We start from the raw sequence: 18,241 nt of genomic DNA, 5'->3' as shown, positions 1-18,241 counted from the left end.
GATGGGGAGCAAAAAGAGGAAGAAAAAACAGGCAAAGAGACAAAGGTATATAAAGAACAAAAAGGAACAGAACATACCTTTTTCACAAAAAGTAGTCATTACGATAGAGAAAACATTTCGGTATATTTGTATGGCTCTGTATGTAATTTTGTGTATGTATTCATTTGGAGTGTTTTACAGTTTTGAGATAACTCCTAATATTATTGAGAGTATTTTAGAATTTCTCCTTGTTGCAATAGAATTAGTCTTATTCTTTATATTATTTGATACAGTATGGCCTAGTCATGAAAGTAAAAAAGATAGAAAAAGAAGCAAAAAATCTTCATACGCTTCAAGCTCATCAAGTGGATTCGGTGACTACAGTAGCAATGACTGTAGTAACTCAAGTGATGGTGGAGGAGATTAAGTTAGTTTTTTAGAAGAACGACTAATGAAAGGATGGGACGAAAGATGGAGACTGTGAACTTAATAGAATTAACAAAGGATATTAAAGATCAACATAAAAACTTCGTCGTTTCAAATATAAACAGTCATTGCTTACGAATCGCTGTATTTACTGGTGAATATGATTGGCACTATCATTCTAATTCGGATGAATTATTTATTGTGTTAGAGGGAGAATTACTTATTGATTTTGAAGATGGAGAAACAGCGGTTTTAAAGCCAAATGATTCAATCTTAATTCCAGCATGTAAGATTCATAGAACGAGAGCATTAAAGAGAACTGTAAATCTTTGTTTTGAACATATAGAGGCGGATACGATTAAAGTGAAGCAATTATGAAAAAATTATCCGTAGTCGAGTATAGAAAAATCCTTCCGATTTTAGAAAGTCATACAAAAACGACGACGTTTGCTTATGCGGTATGTGATCAAGTGATAGATGGTGAGATTTTTGCAAACGAGAAATTAACAGCAGGACTAATTCGTACAGCTAACGGTATTTATTATTTATTTGGTGATACTGATGATCAAAATTATAACGAAGATTTATTTTCTTTTATAAAAAAGGCTATTGAAAAAACAGAGAAGAGATTTACATTGTTCTCTTCGAGTAACGAGTGGGAAATGATGATAGAAGAACGTTTTAGTCATGTACTTCGAAACATTCCGCGAATGAAATTTCAAAGCGTAACCTTTGAAGAGAGAAAACGAGATTGTAACAAAAATACATATGAAGTGAAGCGTATTGATAGAAGAGATATAGAACGAAGCAGTGAATTTACAGAGGAGTACTACAAAGAATATTGGGGATCAAAAGAAACGTTTTTAAACGGTGGTTTTGGATTTTGTATAGAACTAGAAGGAATGATTGTAGCGGAATGTGTTTCAATATTTAGTGGGAACGGATTTGCTGAAATTGATATTGTGACGCATAAAGCATATCAAGGGAAAGGATTAGCCCAAGCTGTTGCAGCAAGGTTTATTGAACATTGCATACAAAATGATATTATACCGTGCTGGGATTGTTATGTAGACAATATTCCTTCGCAAAAATTAGCTAGTAAATTAAGTTTTTATCATCCAATAGAATATAGATTGTTTGTACGTAAGAAAACGGGGGAATAAAAATGAATGTGGAGTTAACGAGATTTAAAGTGAAACAAGATAAAAGTCATCGTGTAGATGAATGGATGCAGCTTCTGAATGACAATATGAAAGAAGTACTTTTGACATTAAACGACGAAAAGATGTACGTTGAGACAATTTTCCGGGAAATAAGAGATGGAGAAGAGTACTTATATTGGTATTCTGTGCAAGGAGAAGCTGGGGCTCTTGTCGAAAATTCTCATTATGAAATTGATAAAAAGCACTTGGAATTTTGGTATGAGTGTATTGATGAAGAAGCACCCTCTGTTGATATGAAAACAGAAGTCGTTATGATTCAAGATGTTGTGAAGGACGCGATGAAATAATAGAATAGTATTTCAGAGAAGCGCATCAAAATGGATGTGCTTTTTATTATGAAACAATTTATAAAAGCTGCATTTGGATGTCTTTAAGTGAAAATAAAGAGGGATACTGAGAATATTTTAGGATAAACTATAAAGTGAAACTTTAATCAGTGTGGGGTTCATCCCCCATCTAACTTCTTGCTTCCGCTGAATTTTGATGTGAGGTCTTACTGCCCGTTAATGCGGGATAAAGAAATAAAAAACACCAAACCAAAAGACCTACCAATATACGGTGTAGTCGTAACAGGCAAAACAGAGAATTTACAAAGTTTACAAGGAGCACCATATATTAAGGCTGCTGTAAGAGGTGTAACAGTTGAGAAATATTGATTACAAGCAATTAATGTGAATAATCAGAAAATTTATGTTATAATATGGGAAAAGGAGGTTTATATGAGGCAAATACATGGAGCAATTTATATTTACATAACAATGTTTTTCGTGGCGGTATCCTATGGATTGGGGCACGTGTATTCGCATCCTATACTAACTTTTTTAAGCGGAGCATGTATGGCGTTTGCGCTTCTTGTCCACCTTTTCTCAGTTTGGATCGTGAAATTTCAATTAAATATTAGTGAAATAGAAGAAGGCACTTTTTGAGTGGCCTTCTTTTTTTAATAATATTTTGGAAGTTCTTGTAGCAATTTTTCAATTTCGCATTCTGTTTCTTCGCATATAGAAAGCTTGCGCAGTCTGAAAAATAAGCTGCGTAAGAAAGATTTTATATTTCCGTATAGAAACTCGTATGATTCAATATGTAATGTTTGTTTTTGAACGGGTAATTGAGCTACTAAATCACGAAGGGCTAATATGAGTGCTTCTTCCTTTAAGCCATTTTGTAGCATTGCGACAATCGGATAAACGATACGTTCATCTTCTTCATATTTGTAATAGATGGAATGAACACAAACTTTGTTTAATAAAGTTTGTAATATTTCTTCGTAATATAAAGTTTCCAGTTTAGGACTATTCACAAGCGCCTCAAATGTATCAGAAGCATGAGCGATACTATGTGCCCAGCCGTGTTTTTGCACATATCCCCGGAAATCATGTTCGTTGTTCATATATAGAATTAGTTGATCTTTTACATTTGAAATATCAGTCTGTGATAAGAAATTATGATTTGTATCAGCATCAATAATGAGGGCAATTAATAATGTTGTAAATGCTCGGGTAAATACCGCATCTTCATCATCTGAATGAATCTTATACAATAAATATTTTTCACCGATGCTTTCTAATAATAGTTTCTGTAATTGTGTGTGTGAAAGATATTCCTTCTTGATGAGATGAAAAAAAGTAGAGTAGATGAGTTTGTCCCTTAAATAGCTATCAGTATCGCCAATTTGCTCAAGCATATTGGAACTTAAAGAATCAATGTTAAGTGTGTTATCCAGTATGTAATTATTATTACGAATTTCTTCTAACTGTTGTTGTAACATATAAACCCTCTATTTTAGAAAATTCTGTATTTTAATAGTATAATAGAAGGAAGAAATAGACAATAAATAAGTGCATTTGAATGGAGGGGCATGATGAAGAGAGCGTTATTCTTTTTCATTAGTATTTTCTTTTTAGGAAGCTGCTCGATTTGGTATTTTACTTTTTCTAGCGAGAGCAAAAGTTGGACTGGACAATATAAAGGGCATATTAAGGATGACAGTGAAGATGGAATGTTTACGTTTCAATATAAGGGCGGGGATGGAAAGACAGAATTTAAAAACTTAGAGATTGCTATTAATGGAGCCTTTAGTACAATGACACAAACGTCAGAAGTTCATAGAGGAGCAAAGGTTGAAATGAAGTCTTCTTGTGTAAGTTGCGCGCCTATCTCTAAAGATGAACCTATAGAAGTTGTGATTAAATGGGATGATAAGTATGAGGAGAAGATGGTGTTAAATTTGAAATAGCCTAGAGTAAGGAGTTAAAAATGAATAGGCATATGAAAATTGTTATGTTTTTAAGTGTATTTCTAGTCGTATTATCAGCGTGTGATACAAAACAAGTAGAGCAAGTAACGGTAAAAGAAGTACCTAAAGAAGGGTATATCATATTAAGAAATGACACGGTGTTTTTTGCCGATGATAAAACGGTTGAAACAAAAGTAGAGTTGCAACATTATATAGAACAACAAATGAATAAAGAGCATCCAGCACATATAGTCTTGAGCTTTAAGGACAAAGACGCATATAAATAGTTAAAAACAGGGGATAAAATAAAAGTATGGTTTTCTCAAATACTTGAAAGTTATCCAGCAAAAATGATTGTAGAGAAATTTGAAATAGTAGGGAAATAGAAAAAGGCAGCACTCCCGCTGCCTTTTTCTATTATTTTACAAATTGTAACTCTTTCGGGAATTTCGTTAAAATTTCTGATCCGTCTTTTGTGATGTAAATATCATCTTCAATACGAACGCCACCTACGTTTGGTACGTAAATACCAGGTTCGATTGTGAAGACCATACCTTCTTTTAATGGAGACTCGTTACCAGCTTTTACATCTGGATATTCGTGTACGCTAATTCCAAGTCCGTGACCAAGTCGGTGTGGGAAGAAGTCTCCGTAACCTGCATCTGCGATAACAGAACGAGCAGCGTTGTCGATTGCGCCAAGTGTAACACCTGGTTTACATGCTTCAACTGCTTGTAGTTGTCCAGCAAGTACAGTGTTGTAAATACGAGTTTGTTCTTCAGAAATCTCGCCGAATGCCACTGTACGTGTAATATCAGAGCAATAACCGTCAATGATTACGCCTAAATCAAATAGTACGAAATCACCGCGTTTCATTTTGTTTGCGCCAGGAATACCGTGTGGAAGAGCTGAGTTCGCACCTGCTAATACCATCGTATCAAATGACATTTTATGTATGCCTTTTGTTTTTAATTCGTGTTCAATAATTGCTAATACTTCTAGTTCACTACGATCTTCTTTAATTGCATTTACACCAACTTCAACAGCATAGTCCGCCATTTTAGCTGCTTCGCGTAAAATAGAAAGTTCTTTTTCATCTTTAATTAAACGAAGTTCGCGAACTTTCTCCTCAGCTGATTTGAAAGCTGCATTTGGGAATAATTTCGTTAATTCTTCGTAGCGCTCTACGTTTAAATGTTCTTTTTCAATTGCAACTGCATTTGCATTGATGCCGCGGTCTTTAATTGCTTTTGCAATCATATCCCATGGTCTGTCAGTATCAGTAAATCCGATAATTTCATGTGCCCAGCCAGCGTTACGTGCTTGACCTTCTTCCATTTTAGGGCAAATTAAAATAGGTTCTTTTTCTTGGAATACAAACATACCAAGTAATCTTTCGTGTGGTTCACAGTGGAAGTTTGTCATGTAGAAGACGTTTGGTGTAGAAGTTAAGAACGCAGCTTCTACGTTTTTTTCTTTTAGCCATTGCATTAAATTTTCTAATCTAGCATTCATCGATTGGCACCCCCGAGATATTTAATTACAAATATAACTTTAACTCGGAAGAAAGCGTTATGACAAGTAAATAGATGTTAGAAAAGACAGGGAATTGAAAAATCATGTAGAATACAAAGTGAGAATGTGAACAGGGGAGGAATGTAATAATGAAAGTATCTTATCATGGACATTCAGTTGTGAAAATTGAGGCGAATGGAAAAGTTATTTTAATTGACCCGTTTTTAACAGGTAATCCGAAAACAGATTTAAAAACTGAAGATGTAAAAGTGGATGCAATTCTTTTATCGCATGGACACGGTGATCATGTTGGAGATACAGTAGAACTTGCGAAGAAAAATAATGCAGTTGTTGTAGCGCCATTTGAACTAGCAACATTTTTAAGTTGGCAAGGTGTAAATACACACCCGATGCATATTGGTGGTTCACATGAATTTGACTTCGGAAAAGTGAAGTTTACACAAGCATTCCACGGCTCTAGTTATATTGATGAAGAAAATAAGACGATTACATATACAGGTATGCCAGCAGGTATTTTATTTACAGCAGAAGAGAAAACTGTATACCACGCAGGAGATACTGCACTATTCTCTGATATGAAGTTAATTGGGGAATTAAATAAAGTTGATCTAGCATTTTTACCAATTGGTGATAATTTCACAATGGGACCAGAAGATGCTGTACTAGCGGCAAAATGGATTAATGCGAAAACTGTTGTACCGATGCATTACAATACGTTCCCAGTTATTGAACAAGATCCATATCAATTTGTAGAAAAGCTACAAAATTGTACAGGGAAAGTATTAGAAGCTGGAGAAAGTATTACACTATAGAAAAGAAACCCTTCATTTGAAAAGAAAAGTGAAGGGTTTTTTACGTGTGTAGGACAGCTTTTAATGCTTGTATTTGTTTTGGTGATTCTTCTCTTTTGGTACGTGGTTGTTCAGGTGTTTCATTCAATTCCATTGCAACTTTTTTCCCATCTACGAAAGCTAAAAATACAGCACCTACAACCTCTAAAAGTTTTTTCATCATGTGTTCGCTCCTTTGTTTTATTTCTTGTCTTAATTGTATAGGCAATTAAGTGGGCGAACTATCGAATGAGATGACAATAGCATTACATTGTTGTAATAGAATGACTGGTGGAATGTAAGCGTCATTTTGTTATAAAAAAAATAGTACAGGTATGCAAAGAGAGAGTGTAACAGTTTTGAAAATATAGTATACTGAAAGTACAACACATGAAGAATTTAGGGAAAAGAAAGTATGGTGAAACCATTTGGCTACCAAGCATAACCAAATTTTAGAACATATTAATAGCCTGCCAGTAGGCCATAAAATTTCTGTAAGACAAATTGCGAAAGATTTGAGTGTAAGTGAAGGGACCGCTTACCGTGCAATTAAAGATGCAGAAAATAAAGGATATGTTAGTACAATTGAACGTGTCGGAACAATTCGAATTGAACAAAAGAAGAAAGAGAATATCGAAAAACTGACATATGCAGAAGTCGTTAACATTGTCGACGGTCAAGTACTTGGAGGCAGAGAAGGACTACATAAAACATTAAATAAATTCGTAATCGGAGCTATGAAATTAGAAGCGATGATGCGCTATACAGAAGCTGGGAATTTACTCATTATTGGTAACCGTACCAATGCACATGAATTAGCGCTAGAAACTGGAGCGGCTGTATTAATTACGGGCGGATTTGATACGGAAGATCATGTGAAGAAATTAGCAGACGAATTAAAGCTGCCGATCATTTCAAGTAGCTACGATACATTTACGGTCGCAACGTTAATTAATCGTGCAATTTATGACCAACTTATTAAGAAAGAAATTGTACTCGTTGAAGATATTTTAACGCCAATTGAAGAAACGTTATATTTAAAGCCGAGTGATACAGTACAGCAATGGCATGCATATAACGAAGAGACAATGCACGGAAGATATCCAATTGTCGATGAAAGTAACAAAGTACTAGGAATCGTAACTTCAAAAGATATGATCGGAGTAGCGAAAGAAACACCAATTGATAAAGTAATGACAAAACACCCAATTACAGTGAACGGTAAAATGTCTGTCGCAGCTGCGGCACGTATGATGGTGTGGGAAGGAATTGAATTACTTCCTGTCGTTGAGGAAGGAAACAAACTGCAAGGTATTATTAGCCGTCAAGATGTACTTCAGGCACTGCAAATGATTCAACGTCAGCCACAAGTTGGAGAAACCATTGATGATATTGTAACGAATCAATTTATGACACCAAAAGAAGCGAAGAATGAGCATCTATATCAATTTTCGGTGACGCCGCAAATGACGAACTCAATCGGGACGTTATCGTACGGTGTATTTGCAACAATTGTGACAGAAGCGACAAATCGCGTCATTCGTGCGCAAAAGAAAAGTGATTTAATTGTTGAAAACTTAACGATTTATTTCGTAAAGCCGGTTCAAATTGATAATGTTGTATCTGTTCATCCGAAAGTATTAGAAATTGGACGTAAATTTGGTAAGGTCGATGTAGAGGTGCATCATGAAGGTAATGTTGTTGGAAAAGCATTACTTATGGTTCAGTTAATCGATAAATAAAAAGATGGAACAAATCGTTTTGATTTGTTCCATCTTTTTTTGTTGTTTTAAATTTGAAAGGTATGATTTTAGATGGGAGTTTTGTTGAAATATGTATGGGATGGAGTGGAAAAGTAATGTGAGAAAAGACGGAATAATAATTCAATTTAGTTGTATATTGTGTTATGATTATATTGTAAGAAAATGGAATTGTGAGAGGTGGTATACATTATGTCGTCAGCCGTACTCTTTTTTGGTAGTATCGCACTATTTTACTTTCTTGTAATGATACCGATTCAATATTTATATTTACAAGGTTTACATGAAAAAAAGGAAAAGACAGGATTATCTCAGCGAGAGCTATATGAAAAAATGTCTTTTGGAGAAGAACAATTACATTTTCACGTACAAGGGAACCCATTTAATATACCATCTGCGTTTGTTGCGTATATGATTTTGAAAGTTAAGGGACGTAAAAAAGCATCACAATATTGATGCTTTTTTACGTTGCTTCATAGACTTCAGCTTCTTTAACTGCTAATGGCAAGAAATGTTTGTATTGGCGAAACCCGTTAAATACACTTGCACTACCAAATAGAACGAATAAAACACCAACGATAATACGAGCGGTTGAAAGTTCTAAAAAGAATTGGTTTATCCCGAAAAATAAAACGAATGAACCGAGTGCCATTGCGGATTTTCCTGAGAGCCAACCTTTCTCCATTGGGCGGTTTGTACGAAAGTATTTTGTTTTGTAAAAGAGGTACAACATAAATGAGACGATAATACAGAAGACTAATACTGGCATCATGCACACTCCCATCGCTTTGTGAAAAATAATAGAAAAGAAAAAGAAATATCTAAACTTTCTAACTTTTATTATAAAGCAATTGTTCGCATGTATGAAATACTTTCCGTTATAATGGAGGATAAAGTGAAGAAGTTGATTAAAAAGGAGATTATACATATGCATGAGCAAATTTTAGGAGCAATTAAAGAGTTTGATACAATTATTATTCATCGCCACGTGCGTCCGGATCCAGATGCGTTAGGTTCACAGGGTGGTCTTGGTACAATTCTACAAGAATCGTTTCCAGAGAAAAATATTTATACGGTTGGGTACAATGAGCCGTCACTAGCATACTTACGAGTAATGGATGATATTGAAGATAGTGTATACGAAAATGCGCTTGTTATTGTTTGTGATACTGCGAATCAAGAACGTGTTGACGATCAACGCTATACAAAAGGGAAGATGTTAATTAAAATTGATCATCATCCAAATGAAGATCCATATGGAGATATTACGTGGGTAGATACGACAGCGAGTTCTACAAGTGAAATGATTTATGAGTTTTATAACTATGGAAAAGATAAAGGATTAAAAATAACAAAAGAAGCAGCCCGCCTTATTTTAGCAGGAATTGTTGGAGATACAGGTCGTTTCTTATTCCCGAATACGACAGCAAAAACACTTCGTTACGTAAGTGAGCTTGTTGACATGGGTGTGAAATTCACAGATTTATACAATGAGATGTATAAGACAAAAGAAAAAATTGCTCGTTTAAACGGTTATATTTTACAAAACTTTACGATGGTAGAAGAAGGAGCAGCTTACATTAAATTAACGAAAGAAGTATTAGAAGAGTTTGATGTACTTCCTTCTGAAGCATCTGGTGTTGTTGGAGCGCTTGGCAATATTGATGGATTAAAGGCGTGGGTTCTATTTTTAGAGGAAGACGACGTAATTCGTGTTCGTCTTCGTTCAAAAGGACCAGTTATAAACAAATTAGCAATGCAATATAACGGCGGGGGGCATCCGATGGCTTCTGGTGCGAAGGCATCTTCTTGGGAAGAAGCGGATCGTCTTTTTGCTGATTTACGTGAGATTTGTAAATAAGAGACTATATGTTAGAACGAAAAGAAGGAGCGGCGCTAAAGCCCTCCTTCTTTATTTTTCTTTCTCTATAGTAATGCTAATTTCAAGCACTGTATCAAAAGATATTGTATCGACTTTAAAACGGTATAGCCGATCGTAATGTTTGTACGTTTTATTTTCGATTACCTTTTTAAGTAGGTCTTTATTTTTTGCGATACTTTGAATGTTTTTCGTTAAAAGATGTTGGAGGTCATTATGGATAGATGTAGTCATATTTTCGAGTGTGAGATTGTCTAAATCGTATTTTTCTCGATTGATAAGTTTTATTTTAATCTCTTGAATGGTTAAGAGCCGTTTATTTTCAGTGTTCAATTTTTCTTGATCTTCGAGAAGGACGTGGAGCTTTGCTTCTTGTTTTTCTATAATTTCTCTTTGTTCTGCTATTTTACTAGCTTGTTCTTCTTGAAAAACACCGTATATGTACAAAAAAATAAACCAGCTCAACACGCCTCCAACAGCAGCCCCAGCTAATACTAAGTACCATCTTTTTGCTGTATTGGCACTTGGTACTCTCATACATGTTCCTGCGTTAGCCATTTAATAATAATGAGACCTGTTTGCATACCACCAGTTGCGAAAAAAATAAGGAGAATTTGCTTTACGATATCTTTCATATCTCCGCCAAAGAAACTTCTTTCAAAGCTATAAAAGGTATCGAATGTTCCGCCGATTGCTGCAACGAGTGCCCAAATTCTTAAATTTTGGGCGAATTGATTAATGTAAGTTAGAGCTGGTTTTCCGATAAGAAACGCACCAAATCCACCAATTAATGAACCGCCAAGTATAACCCCAAAGGCAATAAAATAACTAATAATAAGCAGAGAGAAAAAAGTATGTTCTCTTACATCCATCGTCATTCCCCTTTCTTCTTCATATATATGGACAAAGTATAAGAAGTATGTTTTGATTTCCGCTTTCCTCATCACCTATAATAAAAGTAGTCAAATAGGTAAAGAGAGGGTACAACAGTGAAGTTTGTGCATTTACAATGTCAAACCGTTTTTAGTTTATTAAAAAGTGCTTGTAAAATTGATGAGCTTGTAGTCAGGGCGAAAGAACTCGGTTTTTCATCGCTGGCTATTACGGATGAAAATGTTATGTATGGCGTTATTCCGTTTTATAAAGCATGTAAGAAACATGGTATACAGCCCGTTATTGGATTAACCGCTTCTATTTTTAGTGAAGAAGAAGAAAGGTCTTATCCGCTTGTATTACTTGCTGAGAATGAAATAGGCTACCAAAATTTATTAAAGATTTCTAGCAGTATTATGACAAAGTCCAAAGAAGGTATTCCTAAGAAGTGGCTTGCGCATTATGCGAAAGGATTAATTGCAATTTCACCAGGTAAAGATGGCGAAATTGAGCAATTATTACTAGAAGACAATGAGAGTCAGGCTGAAGAAGTAGCTCGCACGTATCAAAATATGTTTGGCCATTTTTATATGAGTTTGCAGCATCATGCGATTCAAGATGAGTTGCTTTTACAAGAGAAACTACCTGAATTTATTAGTAGGGTTAATATTCCAGTCGTTGCAACAAACGATGTGCGCTATATCAATCAAAGTGACGCGCTTGTTCACGAATGTTTACTATCTGTTGAAAGTGGAACGAAAATGACTGATCCAGATAGGCCGAGGCTGAAAACAGATCAGTATTATTTAAAGTCATCGGATGAAATGGAAGCACTATTTTCCCATGCGCCGGAAGCAATCCAAAATACAATAAAAATTGCAGAGCGTTGCCAAGTAGAAATACCGTTCCATGTAAATCAACTTCCGAAGTTTCCTGTTCCGTCTAATGAAACGAGTGATATATACTTGCGTCGTGTTTGTGAAGAAGGTTTGCGGAAACGATATGGTGAACCGAAAGAAGTGCATATAAAGCGTTTGGATCATGAATTAAATGTTATTTCTCGTATGGGATTTAGTGATTATTTCCTCATCGTATGGGATTTTATGAAGTATGCACATGAAAATCATATTCTAACAGGACCAGGTCGTGGATCGGCAGCTGGTTCACTCGTTTCATACGTATTAGAAATTACAGATATTGATCCAATTGAATACGATCTATTATTTGAAAGGTTTTTAAATCCTGAACGTGTGACGCTTCCCGATATTGATATTGATTTTCCAGACGTAAGACGTGATGAGATGATTCGCTATGTGAAAGATAAATACGGTCAGCTCCGTGTTGCGCAAATTGTAACGTTTGGTACGCTTGCAGCAAAAGCGGCAATTAGAGACATTGCCCGCGTAATGGGGCTTCCGCCGCGAGATATTGATATATTTTCAAAACTTATTCCATCAAAGCTTGGTATAACGTTAAAAGATGCATATGAAGAATCACAATCACTTCGTGAGTTTATACAAGGGAATCTTCTGCATGAGCGTGTATTTGAAATCGCAAAACGTGTAGAAGGTTTACCACGTCATACGTCTATTCATGCGGCTGGTGTTATTATGAGTCAAGAACCGCTAACAGGAAGTGTAGCAATTCAAGAAGGACATAACGATGTTTATGTTACGCAATATCCAGCCGATGCGCTAGAAGAACTTGGTTTGCTTAAGATGGACTTTTTAGGATTACGTAATTTAACGTTACTTGAAAATATTATAAAATTTATCGCGAACAAAACAGGGAAAGAAATCGATATAAGAAACTTACCTCTTCAAGATGAAAAGACGTTCCAATTATTAGGGAGAGGGGATACAACAGGTGTATTCCAGCTTGAGTCGGGTGGTATGCGAAATGTACTTCGCGGGTTAAAACCGAATGAGTTTGAAGATATCGTAGCTGTTAACTCGTTATATAGACCAGGACCGATGGAACAGATACCGACTTTTATTGAATCGAAACATGGAAAAAGAAAAATTGAATATTTACATCCGGATTTAAAGCCAATTTTAGAAAGAACATACGGCGTCATTGTATACCAAGAACAAATTATGCAAATTGCATCGAAGTTAGCTGGTTTTTCGCTCGGAGAAGCAGATTTACTGCGCCGTGCGGTGAGTAAAAAAAATCGTGATATTTTAGATCAGGAACGTAAGCATTTCGTCCAAGGATGTTTGCGAAATGGTTATGATGAGACATCCGCAGAGAAAATTTACGATTTAATTGTAAGATTTGCGAATTACGGTTTTAACCGAAGTCACGCTGTAGCTTACAGTATGATTGGATATCAGCTTGCCTATTTGAAAGCGAATTATACGCTGGAATTTATGACGGCATTATTATCAAGCGCAATTGGAAATGAAGATAAGATTGTACAGTATATACGAGAAACGAAGCGGAAAGGTTTTCACGTTTTGCCACCGTCTCTTCAGAGGAGTGGCTACAACTTCCAAATAGAAGGGAATGCGATACGTTACAGTTTACTTTCGATCCGAAATATTGGAATGGCTACAGTGACGGCATTATTAGAAGAACGAGAGAAAAAAATGTTCGAAGATTTATTTGAATTTTGTCTTCGTATGCCGTCAAAGTTCGTAACGGAGCGTAATTTAGAAGCTTTCGTCTGGTCGGGATGTTTTGACGATTTTGGTGTTTCGAGAACGAATTTATGGAAAAGTATTAAAGGGGCGTTAGAGTACGCGAATCTCGCACGTGATTTAGGAGATGCTGTTCCAAAATCAAAATATGTACAAGGAGAAGAGTTATCTTTTATTGAACAACTAAATAAAGAGAAGGAAGCGCTTGGCTTTTATTTATCAAGTTATCCGACAGCGCAATATGTGAAGTTAGCAAAAGAATTAGAAATTCCATCTCTCGCTCAGGCGATGCGACACAAGAAAAAAGTACAAAGAGCTATTGTGTATATAACAAGTGTGAGAGTGATTCGTACGAAAAAGTTTCAAAAGATGGCATTTATTACATTCTGTGATCAAAATGATGAAATGGAAGCGGTCCTCTTCCCGGAAACGTATATACATTTCTCGGATAAGTTGCAAGAAGGAGCAATTGTTTTAGTTGACGGTACGATTGAGCTAAGAAATCATAAGCTGCAATGGATTGTAAATGGACTATATCCGCTAGAGGAAATGGATGTTTATGAAGAAAAGAAAGACGCATCTGTTTACGTGAAATTGCCGTCTCAGTATGAGAAAAAGCTTTTAAATCAGGTTACGAAAATATTGTTCGACTATTCAGGTTTTGCGAAAGTACTAATTTATTATGAAAAGGAACATAAAATGGTACAATTATCTCGGAGTTTATCGATTCATCCAAGTGAAGAATGTTTAGGAGCACTTCGTGAAATTGTCGGGGAAGAAAATGTAGTTGTGAAAATATAATGGACAATTTCCCTACACTTCGATTATTATAGTAGTAGTGTTCGTGGTCAGACCACTTGGAGAAATTGATATCAGCAAGAATAATTTGAGGAGAGTGGATAGTTTGTCAACACTTCGTGAAGAAGCACTTCACATGCATAAAGTGCATCAAGGAAAATTAGAAACTGTATCAAAAGTAAAAGTAGAAAATGCAAAAGATTTAAGTCTTGCATATTCTCCAGGGGTTGCAGAACCTTGTAAAGAAATTTATGACGATAAAAGTAAGGTATATGAATATACGATGAAGGGAAATATGGTAGCAGTTGTGACAGATGGAACAGCTGTACTTGGTCTTGGTAACATTGGACCTGAAGCATCTCTTCCAGTAATGGAAGGTAAAGCTGTATTATTCAAGAGCTTTGCTGGTGTAGATGCATTCCCAATTGCCTTAAATACAAACGATGTAGATAAAATTGTTGAAACTGTAAAATTAATGGAGCCAACTTTTGGCGGCGTTAACTTAGAAGATATCGCAGCACCAAACTGCTTCATTATTGAAGAGCGTTTGAAAAAAGAAACAAATATTCCTATCTTCCATGATGATCAACACGGAACAGCTATTGTAACAGTAGCAGGTCTTGTAAATGCACTGAAATTAGTTGGAAAGAAAATGTCTGACATTAAAGTTGTCGCAAATGGCGCAGGTGCAGCAGGTATTGCAATTATTAAACTTTTATATCGCTATGGTGTACGCGACATTATTATGTGTGACCGTAAAGGCGCAATCTATGATGGTCGTCCTACAGGTATGAATCCGGTGAAGGATGAAGTTGCAAAATATACAAATAAGAATCGTATAGAAGGTTCTTTAGCTGATGTTGTACAAGGTGCGGACGTATTCATTGGTGTATCTGCAGAAGGTGCATTAACAGAAGAGATGGTTCGTACAATGAATGACGATGCGATTATTTTTGCAATGGCGAATCCAGTTCCAGAAATTATGCCAGAATTGGCAAAAGCAGCGGCGCAGCTGTTGTTGGAACAGGTCGTTCTGACTTCCCGAACCAAGTAAATAATGTACTGGCGTTCCCTGGTATTTTCCGCGGTGCACTTGACGTACATGCGACACAAATTAACGAAGAAATGAAGATGGCAGCTGTACAGGCTATTGCTGAGCTTGTAGCAGAAGATGAGTTAAATGCAGACTATATCATTCCGGCACCATTTGACGCGCGTGTAGCGCCTCAAGTAGCGGCTTACGTTGCAAAAGCAGCAATGGAGACAGGAGTAGCTCGCCGTCAAGTAGATCCAAATGAGATCGCTGAAAAAACAAAACAATTAGCGCTGATTGGTAAAGAATAAGCGAGGAATTTCCATTGACATCATCAAATACAAAAGTATATCTCGAAATTGTAAAAAAAATCCGTTCCATTATGGAAGAGGATGGTTTGGTGGCGGGGGATCGTTTGCCGTCTGAGCGTGAGTTAAGTTCACGCTTAAACGTAGGACGTTCCTCTGTAAGAGAAGCATTGCGTGCTTTAGAACTGGTAGGATTGATTGAAACGAGACGTGGTGAAGGGACGTTTATTCGAAACTTTTATGATAACGGTCTTGTACAATTAATTGCTCCGTTCTTATTGCAAGATGAGAAAACAATTCGTGATTTATTACAAACGAAACGATTACTTGAGAAAGATATGATTCGAATTGTATGTAATTTACCGAAAGAAACGTTTTCTAAAGTACTAAGTAGATTACACCAAGTACTTGAAGGAAATGAAAGCTCAGTCCCAACGCTTCATCAAACGTTCTTTAAAACACTTATTGAACAAGTCGATAATTATTTACTATATCGCATTTGGATGATCGTAAATGATTACGTAGCAACTCTTTCTTGTAAAGTTTCAAGAGATTCTATCGATATGTATAGAAAGCTTTATGCTACTTTGGAAGAAAAACAAGAAAATGATGCACTAAAAATTTACGATGAATTAGTAGAGAATATACAGTTTCACTCGTAATGTATAAAATTTGTCGAAATGACCATGACACGTTATGACAAACATTCTACCGCGTAGCGGTTAAAGTTAAACGTAAAGAGTGAGGTTATTAGACAGATTGAGAAGATAAGGCTAACATCAAACTTTGGTGTTAGCCCCATTTTCTTCTTACGCTAACCTTAGCTCTCAACGAAGGGGGTCAAATTGTGCTAAGAGATTTATTCGTGAAAAAGAAAAAGTACGCTGCAATACCTTCAGAACAAGTACGAAAAGATGTACCAGATGGCGTTATGACAAAATGTCCGGAATGTAAAAAAATCATGTATACGAAAGAACTTCTAAAAAATTTAAAAGTATGTGTGAATTGTGGATATCATCATCCTATGAATGCATGGGAACGTCTTGATAGTATATTGGACGAAGGGTCATTCCGTGAGTATGACAAAGAAATGGTTTCGTTAAATCCACTCGAGTTTCCAGGTTATGAAGAGAAACTAGAGAGCGATCGTAAGAAGACTGAATTGAACGAAGCGGTTGTAACTGGTGAAGGAACAATTGATGACATGCTTGTTGTTGTTGCAGTAATGGATTCTCGTTTTCGAATGGGGAGCATGGGCTCTGTAGTAGGAGAAAAAATCGCCCGTGCGGTTGAAAAGGCGTACGACTTACAAGTTCCATTTATTATCTTTACTGCTTCGGGTGGTGCCCGTATGCAAGAAGGTATATTAAGTTTAATGCAAATGGCAAAAACAAGCGTAGCTTTGAAAAAGCATAGTAATGCAGGAGGATTATTTATTTCTGTTATGACTCACCCAACGACGGGCGGGGTTTCAGCGAGTTTCGCTTCACTTGGTGATTATAATCTTGCAGAACCAGGTGCACTTATCGGATTTGCTGGTAGACGTGTAATTGAACAAACGGTGCGTGAGAAACTACCAGAAGATTTCCAAACGGCAGAATTCTTACTAGATCATGGTCAATTAGATGCGGTGGTGCATCGTGATGATATGAGAGAATCACTTCGCAAGATTTTAGAAGTTCATCAAGGAGGGGAAATGGCTGTATGGCAGAGCTAGAATTTGAAAAACCGGTTGTTGAGCTAAGAAATAAGATTCGTGAACTGAAAGACTATACGAAAAACAGCCAGATGGACTTCAGTGAGGAGATTCGTATTTTGGAAGAAAAGCTAGAAAATTTAGAGGAAGATATATACGGCAATCTGAAAGTATGGGACCGTGTTCAAATTGCTCGTCATGCTGAACGACCGACAACGCTCGATTATATTGAGCACTTATTTACTGATTTTTTCGAATGTCATGGAGATCGTCTATTTGGCGATGATGCAGCGATTGTCGGCGGCATTGCGAAATATAAAGGGATGCCTGTAACTGTAATTGGGCATCAGCGCGGAAAAGATACGAAAGAAAATATTCGCCGTAACTTTGGAATGCCTCATCCAGAAGGATATCGAAAAGCATTACGTTTAATGAAGCAGGCGGAAAAGTTCAATCGTCCTATTATTTGTTTTATTGATACGAAAGGAGCTTATCCTGGTAAAGCTGCTGAAGAACGTGGTCAAAGTGAAGCTATCGCCCGCAATTTATTTGAAATGGCAGGTTTAACGGTACCTGTTATTTGTATCGTTATCGGCGAAGGTGGTAGTGGTGGTGCGCTAGGCCTTGGAGTTGGAGATTACATTCATATGCTAGAAAATTCCACTTATTCTGTTATTACACCAGAGGGTGCAGCGGCAATTCTTTGGAAAGATGCAGGAAAAGCAAAGGAAGCTGCAGAGGCAATGAAAATTACAGCAGCAGATTTGAAAGAATTAGGTGTAATTGACGAAATTATTCCAGAAGCAAGAGGCGGAGCTCACCGTAATATTTTGAAACAGTCAGAAAATATAGACTTAATGATTCGAAAAACTTTTGAACAATTAAACGGAATTTCGAAAGATGAATTAATCGAAAAACGTTATGAAAAATATATGAAAATTGGGCAAGTTTCGTTTTCAAACGCTTCCATTTGGATAAAATAAGAAAAGCGTGCGTTCCACTTCGCGAATGCACGTTTTTAT

The 18,241-nt window shown here is 36.3% G+C and carries 20 protein-coding genes and 3 pseudogenes; 17 read left to right on the top strand and 6 right to left on the bottom strand.

The window, feature by feature from the left end; translation table 11 throughout:
* Nucleotide 1 precedes the first annotated feature (1 nt).
* From ACUL40_RS15365 to ACUL40_RS15340, 6 genes and pseudogenes are all read left to right on the top strand, one after another.
* Entirely contained in the window at nt 2-406 is a 405-nt protein-coding gene (locus ACUL40_RS15365; RefSeq protein WP_445422982.1) for a hypothetical protein, read from the top strand.
* A 44-nt stretch (nt 407-450) separates the two neighbouring features.
* Nucleotides 451-783 carry a cupin domain-containing protein gene (locus ACUL40_RS15360; RefSeq protein ID WP_065211804.1) on the top strand — a complete coding sequence of 111 codons (333 nt, stop codon included), beginning with the start codon at nt 451-453 and terminating at the stop codon, nt 781-783.
* On the top strand, nt 780-1,568 hold the full coding sequence (locus ACUL40_RS15355) for a GNAT family N-acetyltransferase (RefSeq protein ID WP_065211805.1): 789 nt from the start codon (nt 780-782) through the stop codon (nt 1,566-1,568). The genes ACUL40_RS15360 and ACUL40_RS15355 overlap by 4 nt, the downstream gene beginning before the upstream one ends.
* Before the next feature lie 2 nt (nt 1,569-1,570).
* A complete protein-coding gene (locus ACUL40_RS15350; RefSeq protein WP_063220476.1) occupies nt 1,571-1,915 on the top strand; it encodes a DUF6176 family protein in 345 nt (114 codons plus the stop codon).
* A 228-nt stretch (nt 1,916-2,143) separates the two neighbouring features.
* Nucleotides 2,144-2,284, top strand: a pseudogene (locus tag ACUL40_RS15345) (anti sigma factor C-terminal domain-containing protein); the annotation flags it as partial.
* Between the two features lie 63 nt (nt 2,285-2,347).
* Entirely contained in the window at nt 2,348-2,554 is a 207-nt protein-coding gene (locus ACUL40_RS15340) for a hypothetical protein (protein WP_001248908.1), read from the top strand.
* 14 nt (nt 2,555-2,568) lie between these two features.
* Here the strand turns inward: ACUL40_RS15340 and ACUL40_RS15335 are convergent, their stop codons facing one another.
* Nucleotides 2,569-3,396 (bottom strand): DUF2785 domain-containing protein, encoded by an 828-nt coding sequence (locus tag ACUL40_RS15335; protein WP_000941475.1) that lies wholly within the window; start codon nt 3,394-3,396, stop codon nt 2,569-2,571.
* A 93-nt stretch (nt 3,397-3,489) separates the two neighbouring features.
* Here ACUL40_RS15335 and ACUL40_RS15330 point away from each other — a divergent pair, with 93 nt between their 5' ends.
* Both ACUL40_RS15330 and ACUL40_RS15325 read left to right on the top strand, forming a co-directional pair.
* Nucleotides 3,490-3,864 carry a hypothetical protein gene (locus ACUL40_RS15330; protein ID WP_000816717.1) on the top strand — a complete coding sequence of 125 codons (375 nt, stop codon included), beginning with the start codon at nt 3,490-3,492 and terminating at the stop codon, nt 3,862-3,864.
* A 20-nt stretch (nt 3,865-3,884) separates the two neighbouring features.
* A pseudogene (locus ACUL40_RS15325) lies at nt 3,885-4,250 on the top strand (DUF3221 domain-containing protein).
* 31 nt (nt 4,251-4,281) lie between these two features.
* On the opposite strand, the gene pepQ reads toward ACUL40_RS15325, so the two are convergent.
* Complete coding sequence (pepQ, locus tag ACUL40_RS15320; protein ID WP_000994026.1) at nt 4,282-5,379, bottom strand: Xaa-Pro dipeptidase; 1,098 nt, start codon at nt 5,377-5,379, stop codon at nt 4,282-4,284.
* Between the two features lie 149 nt (nt 5,380-5,528).
* On the opposite strand from pepQ, the gene ACUL40_RS15315 reads away from it, so the two are divergent.
* Nucleotides 5,529-6,212 carry a metal-dependent hydrolase gene (locus ACUL40_RS15315; protein WP_000868927.1) on the top strand — a complete coding sequence of 228 codons (684 nt, stop codon included), beginning with the start codon at nt 5,529-5,531 and terminating at the stop codon, nt 6,210-6,212.
* Between the two features lie 40 nt (nt 6,213-6,252).
* Here ACUL40_RS15315 and ACUL40_RS15310 read toward each other — a convergent pair whose 3' ends face one another.
* Nucleotides 6,253-6,414 (bottom strand): hypothetical protein, encoded by a 162-nt coding sequence (locus ACUL40_RS15310; protein WP_000976303.1) that lies wholly within the window; start codon nt 6,412-6,414, stop codon nt 6,253-6,255.
* Between the two features lie 244 nt (nt 6,415-6,658).
* Between ACUL40_RS15310 and ACUL40_RS15305 the strand changes: the two genes are divergently transcribed.
* Nucleotides 6,659-7,972: a CBS domain-containing protein gene (locus tag ACUL40_RS15305; protein ID WP_000201572.1), complete on the top strand. Its 1,314-nt coding sequence runs from the start codon at nt 6,659-6,661 to the stop codon at nt 7,970-7,972.
* 210 nt (nt 7,973-8,182) lie between these two features.
* On the top strand, nt 8,183-8,446 hold the full coding sequence (locus tag ACUL40_RS15300) for a DUF3949 domain-containing protein (protein ID WP_000093045.1): 264 nt from the start codon (nt 8,183-8,185) through the stop codon (nt 8,444-8,446).
* Nucleotides 8,447-8,453: 7 nt separating this feature from the next.
* On the opposite strand, the gene ACUL40_RS15295 is transcribed toward ACUL40_RS15300, so the two are convergent.
* Nucleotides 8,454-8,759, bottom strand: a complete 306-nt coding sequence (locus tag ACUL40_RS15295) for a YtpI family protein (protein ID WP_001144776.1) — start codon at nt 8,757-8,759, stop codon at nt 8,454-8,456.
* A 159-nt stretch (nt 8,760-8,918) separates the two neighbouring features.
* On the opposite strand from ACUL40_RS15295, the gene ACUL40_RS15290 reads away from it, so the two are divergent.
* Nucleotides 8,919-9,851, top strand: a complete 933-nt coding sequence (locus ACUL40_RS15290; protein WP_000545136.1) for a DHH family phosphoesterase — start codon at nt 8,919-8,921, stop codon at nt 9,849-9,851.
* A 51-nt stretch (nt 9,852-9,902) separates the two neighbouring features.
* Here ACUL40_RS15290 and ytrI read toward each other — a convergent pair whose 3' ends face one another.
* Nucleotides 9,903-10,406: a sporulation membrane protein YtrI gene (ytrI, locus tag ACUL40_RS15285; RefSeq protein ID WP_001265736.1), complete on the bottom strand. Its 504-nt coding sequence runs from the start codon at nt 10,404-10,406 to the stop codon at nt 9,903-9,905.
* Entirely contained in the window at nt 10,403-10,816 is a 414-nt protein-coding gene (locus ACUL40_RS15280) for a YtrH family sporulation protein (RefSeq protein ID WP_002005839.1), read from the bottom strand. Before ACUL40_RS15280 ends, ytrI begins: the two co-directional genes overlap by 4 nt.
* Nucleotides 10,817-10,858: 42 nt before the next feature.
* On the opposite strand from ACUL40_RS15280, the gene dnaE reads away from it, so the two are divergent.
* The 5 genes and pseudogenes from dnaE to accA all read left to right on the top strand — a co-directional run bounded on the left by dnaE (nt 10,859) and on the right by accA (nt 18,202).
* Nucleotides 10,859-14,185 (top strand): DNA polymerase III subunit alpha, encoded by a 3,327-nt coding sequence (gene dnaE, locus ACUL40_RS15275; RefSeq protein ID WP_000673728.1) that lies wholly within the window; start codon nt 10,859-10,861, stop codon nt 14,183-14,185.
* A gap of 133 nt (nt 14,186-14,318) precedes the next feature.
* Nucleotides 14,319-15,526 (top strand): annotated as a pseudogene (locus ACUL40_RS15270) (NAD(P)-dependent malic enzyme).
* Between the two features lie 14 nt (nt 15,527-15,540).
* A complete protein-coding gene (locus ACUL40_RS15265; protein ID WP_000204448.1) occupies nt 15,541-16,185 on the top strand; it encodes a FadR/GntR family transcriptional regulator in 645 nt (214 codons plus the stop codon).
* A 185-nt stretch (nt 16,186-16,370) separates the two neighbouring features.
* Nucleotides 16,371-17,240 (top strand): acetyl-CoA carboxylase, carboxyltransferase subunit beta, encoded by an 870-nt coding sequence (gene accD, locus ACUL40_RS15260; protein ID WP_000942856.1) that lies wholly within the window; start codon nt 16,371-16,373, stop codon nt 17,238-17,240.
* Nucleotides 17,228-18,202 (top strand): acetyl-CoA carboxylase carboxyl transferase subunit alpha, encoded by a 975-nt coding sequence (gene accA, locus ACUL40_RS15255; RefSeq protein WP_000818804.1) that lies wholly within the window; start codon nt 17,228-17,230, stop codon nt 18,200-18,202. Before accD ends, accA begins: the two co-directional genes overlap by 13 nt.
* Nucleotides 18,203-18,241 lie beyond the last annotated feature (39 nt).

The organism is Bacillus sp. KNSH39 (genome assembly GCF_052656585.1).
The sequence above is the reverse complement of the archived record's forward strand: the minus strand, read 5'-3'. Positions and strand labels throughout refer to the sequence as shown.

Coding starts and splice junctions, on each gene's coding strand:
- ACUL40_RS15365 (WP_445422982.1), top strand. CDS start 2: ATGGGGAGCAAAAAGAGGAAGAAAAAACAGGCAAAGAGACAAAGGTAT.
- ACUL40_RS15360 (WP_065211804.1), top strand. CDS start 451: ATGGAGACTGTGAACTTAATAGAATTAACAAAGGATATTAAAGATCAA.
- ACUL40_RS15355 (WP_065211805.1), top strand. CDS start 780: ATGAAAAAATTATCCGTAGTCGAGTATAGAAAAATCCTTCCGATTTTA.
- ACUL40_RS15350 (WP_063220476.1), top strand. CDS start 1,571: ATGAATGTGGAGTTAACGAGATTTAAAGTGAAACAAGATAAAAGTCAT.
- ACUL40_RS15340 (WP_001248908.1), top strand. CDS start 2,348: ATGAGGCAAATACATGGAGCAATTTATATTTACATAACAATGTTTTTC.
- ACUL40_RS15335 (WP_000941475.1), bottom strand. CDS start 3,396: ATGTTACAACAACAGTTAGAAGAAATTCGTAATAATAATTACATACTG.
- ACUL40_RS15330 (WP_000816717.1), top strand. CDS start 3,490: ATGAAGAGAGCGTTATTCTTTTTCATTAGTATTTTCTTTTTAGGAAGC.
- pepQ (WP_000994026.1), bottom strand. CDS start 5,379: ATGAATGCTAGATTAGAAAATTTAATGCAATGGCTAAAAGAAAAAAAC.
- ACUL40_RS15315 (WP_000868927.1), top strand. CDS start 5,529: ATGAAAGTATCTTATCATGGACATTCAGTTGTGAAAATTGAGGCGAAT.
- ACUL40_RS15310 (WP_000976303.1), bottom strand. CDS start 6,414: ATGATGAAAAAACTTTTAGAGGTTGTAGGTGCTGTATTTTTAGCTTTC.
- ACUL40_RS15300 (WP_000093045.1), top strand. CDS start 8,183: ATGTCGTCAGCCGTACTCTTTTTTGGTAGTATCGCACTATTTTACTTT.
- ACUL40_RS15295 (WP_001144776.1), bottom strand. CDS start 8,759: ATGCCAGTATTAGTCTTCTGTATTATCGTCTCATTTATGTTGTACCTC.
- ACUL40_RS15290 (WP_000545136.1), top strand. CDS start 8,919: ATGCATGAGCAAATTTTAGGAGCAATTAAAGAGTTTGATACAATTATT.
- ytrI (WP_001265736.1), bottom strand. CDS start 10,406: ATGAGAGTACCAAGTGCCAATACAGCAAAAAGATGGTACTTAGTATTA.
- accA (WP_000818804.1), top strand. CDS start 17,228: ATGGCAGAGCTAGAATTTGAAAAACCGGTTGTTGAGCTAAGAAATAAG.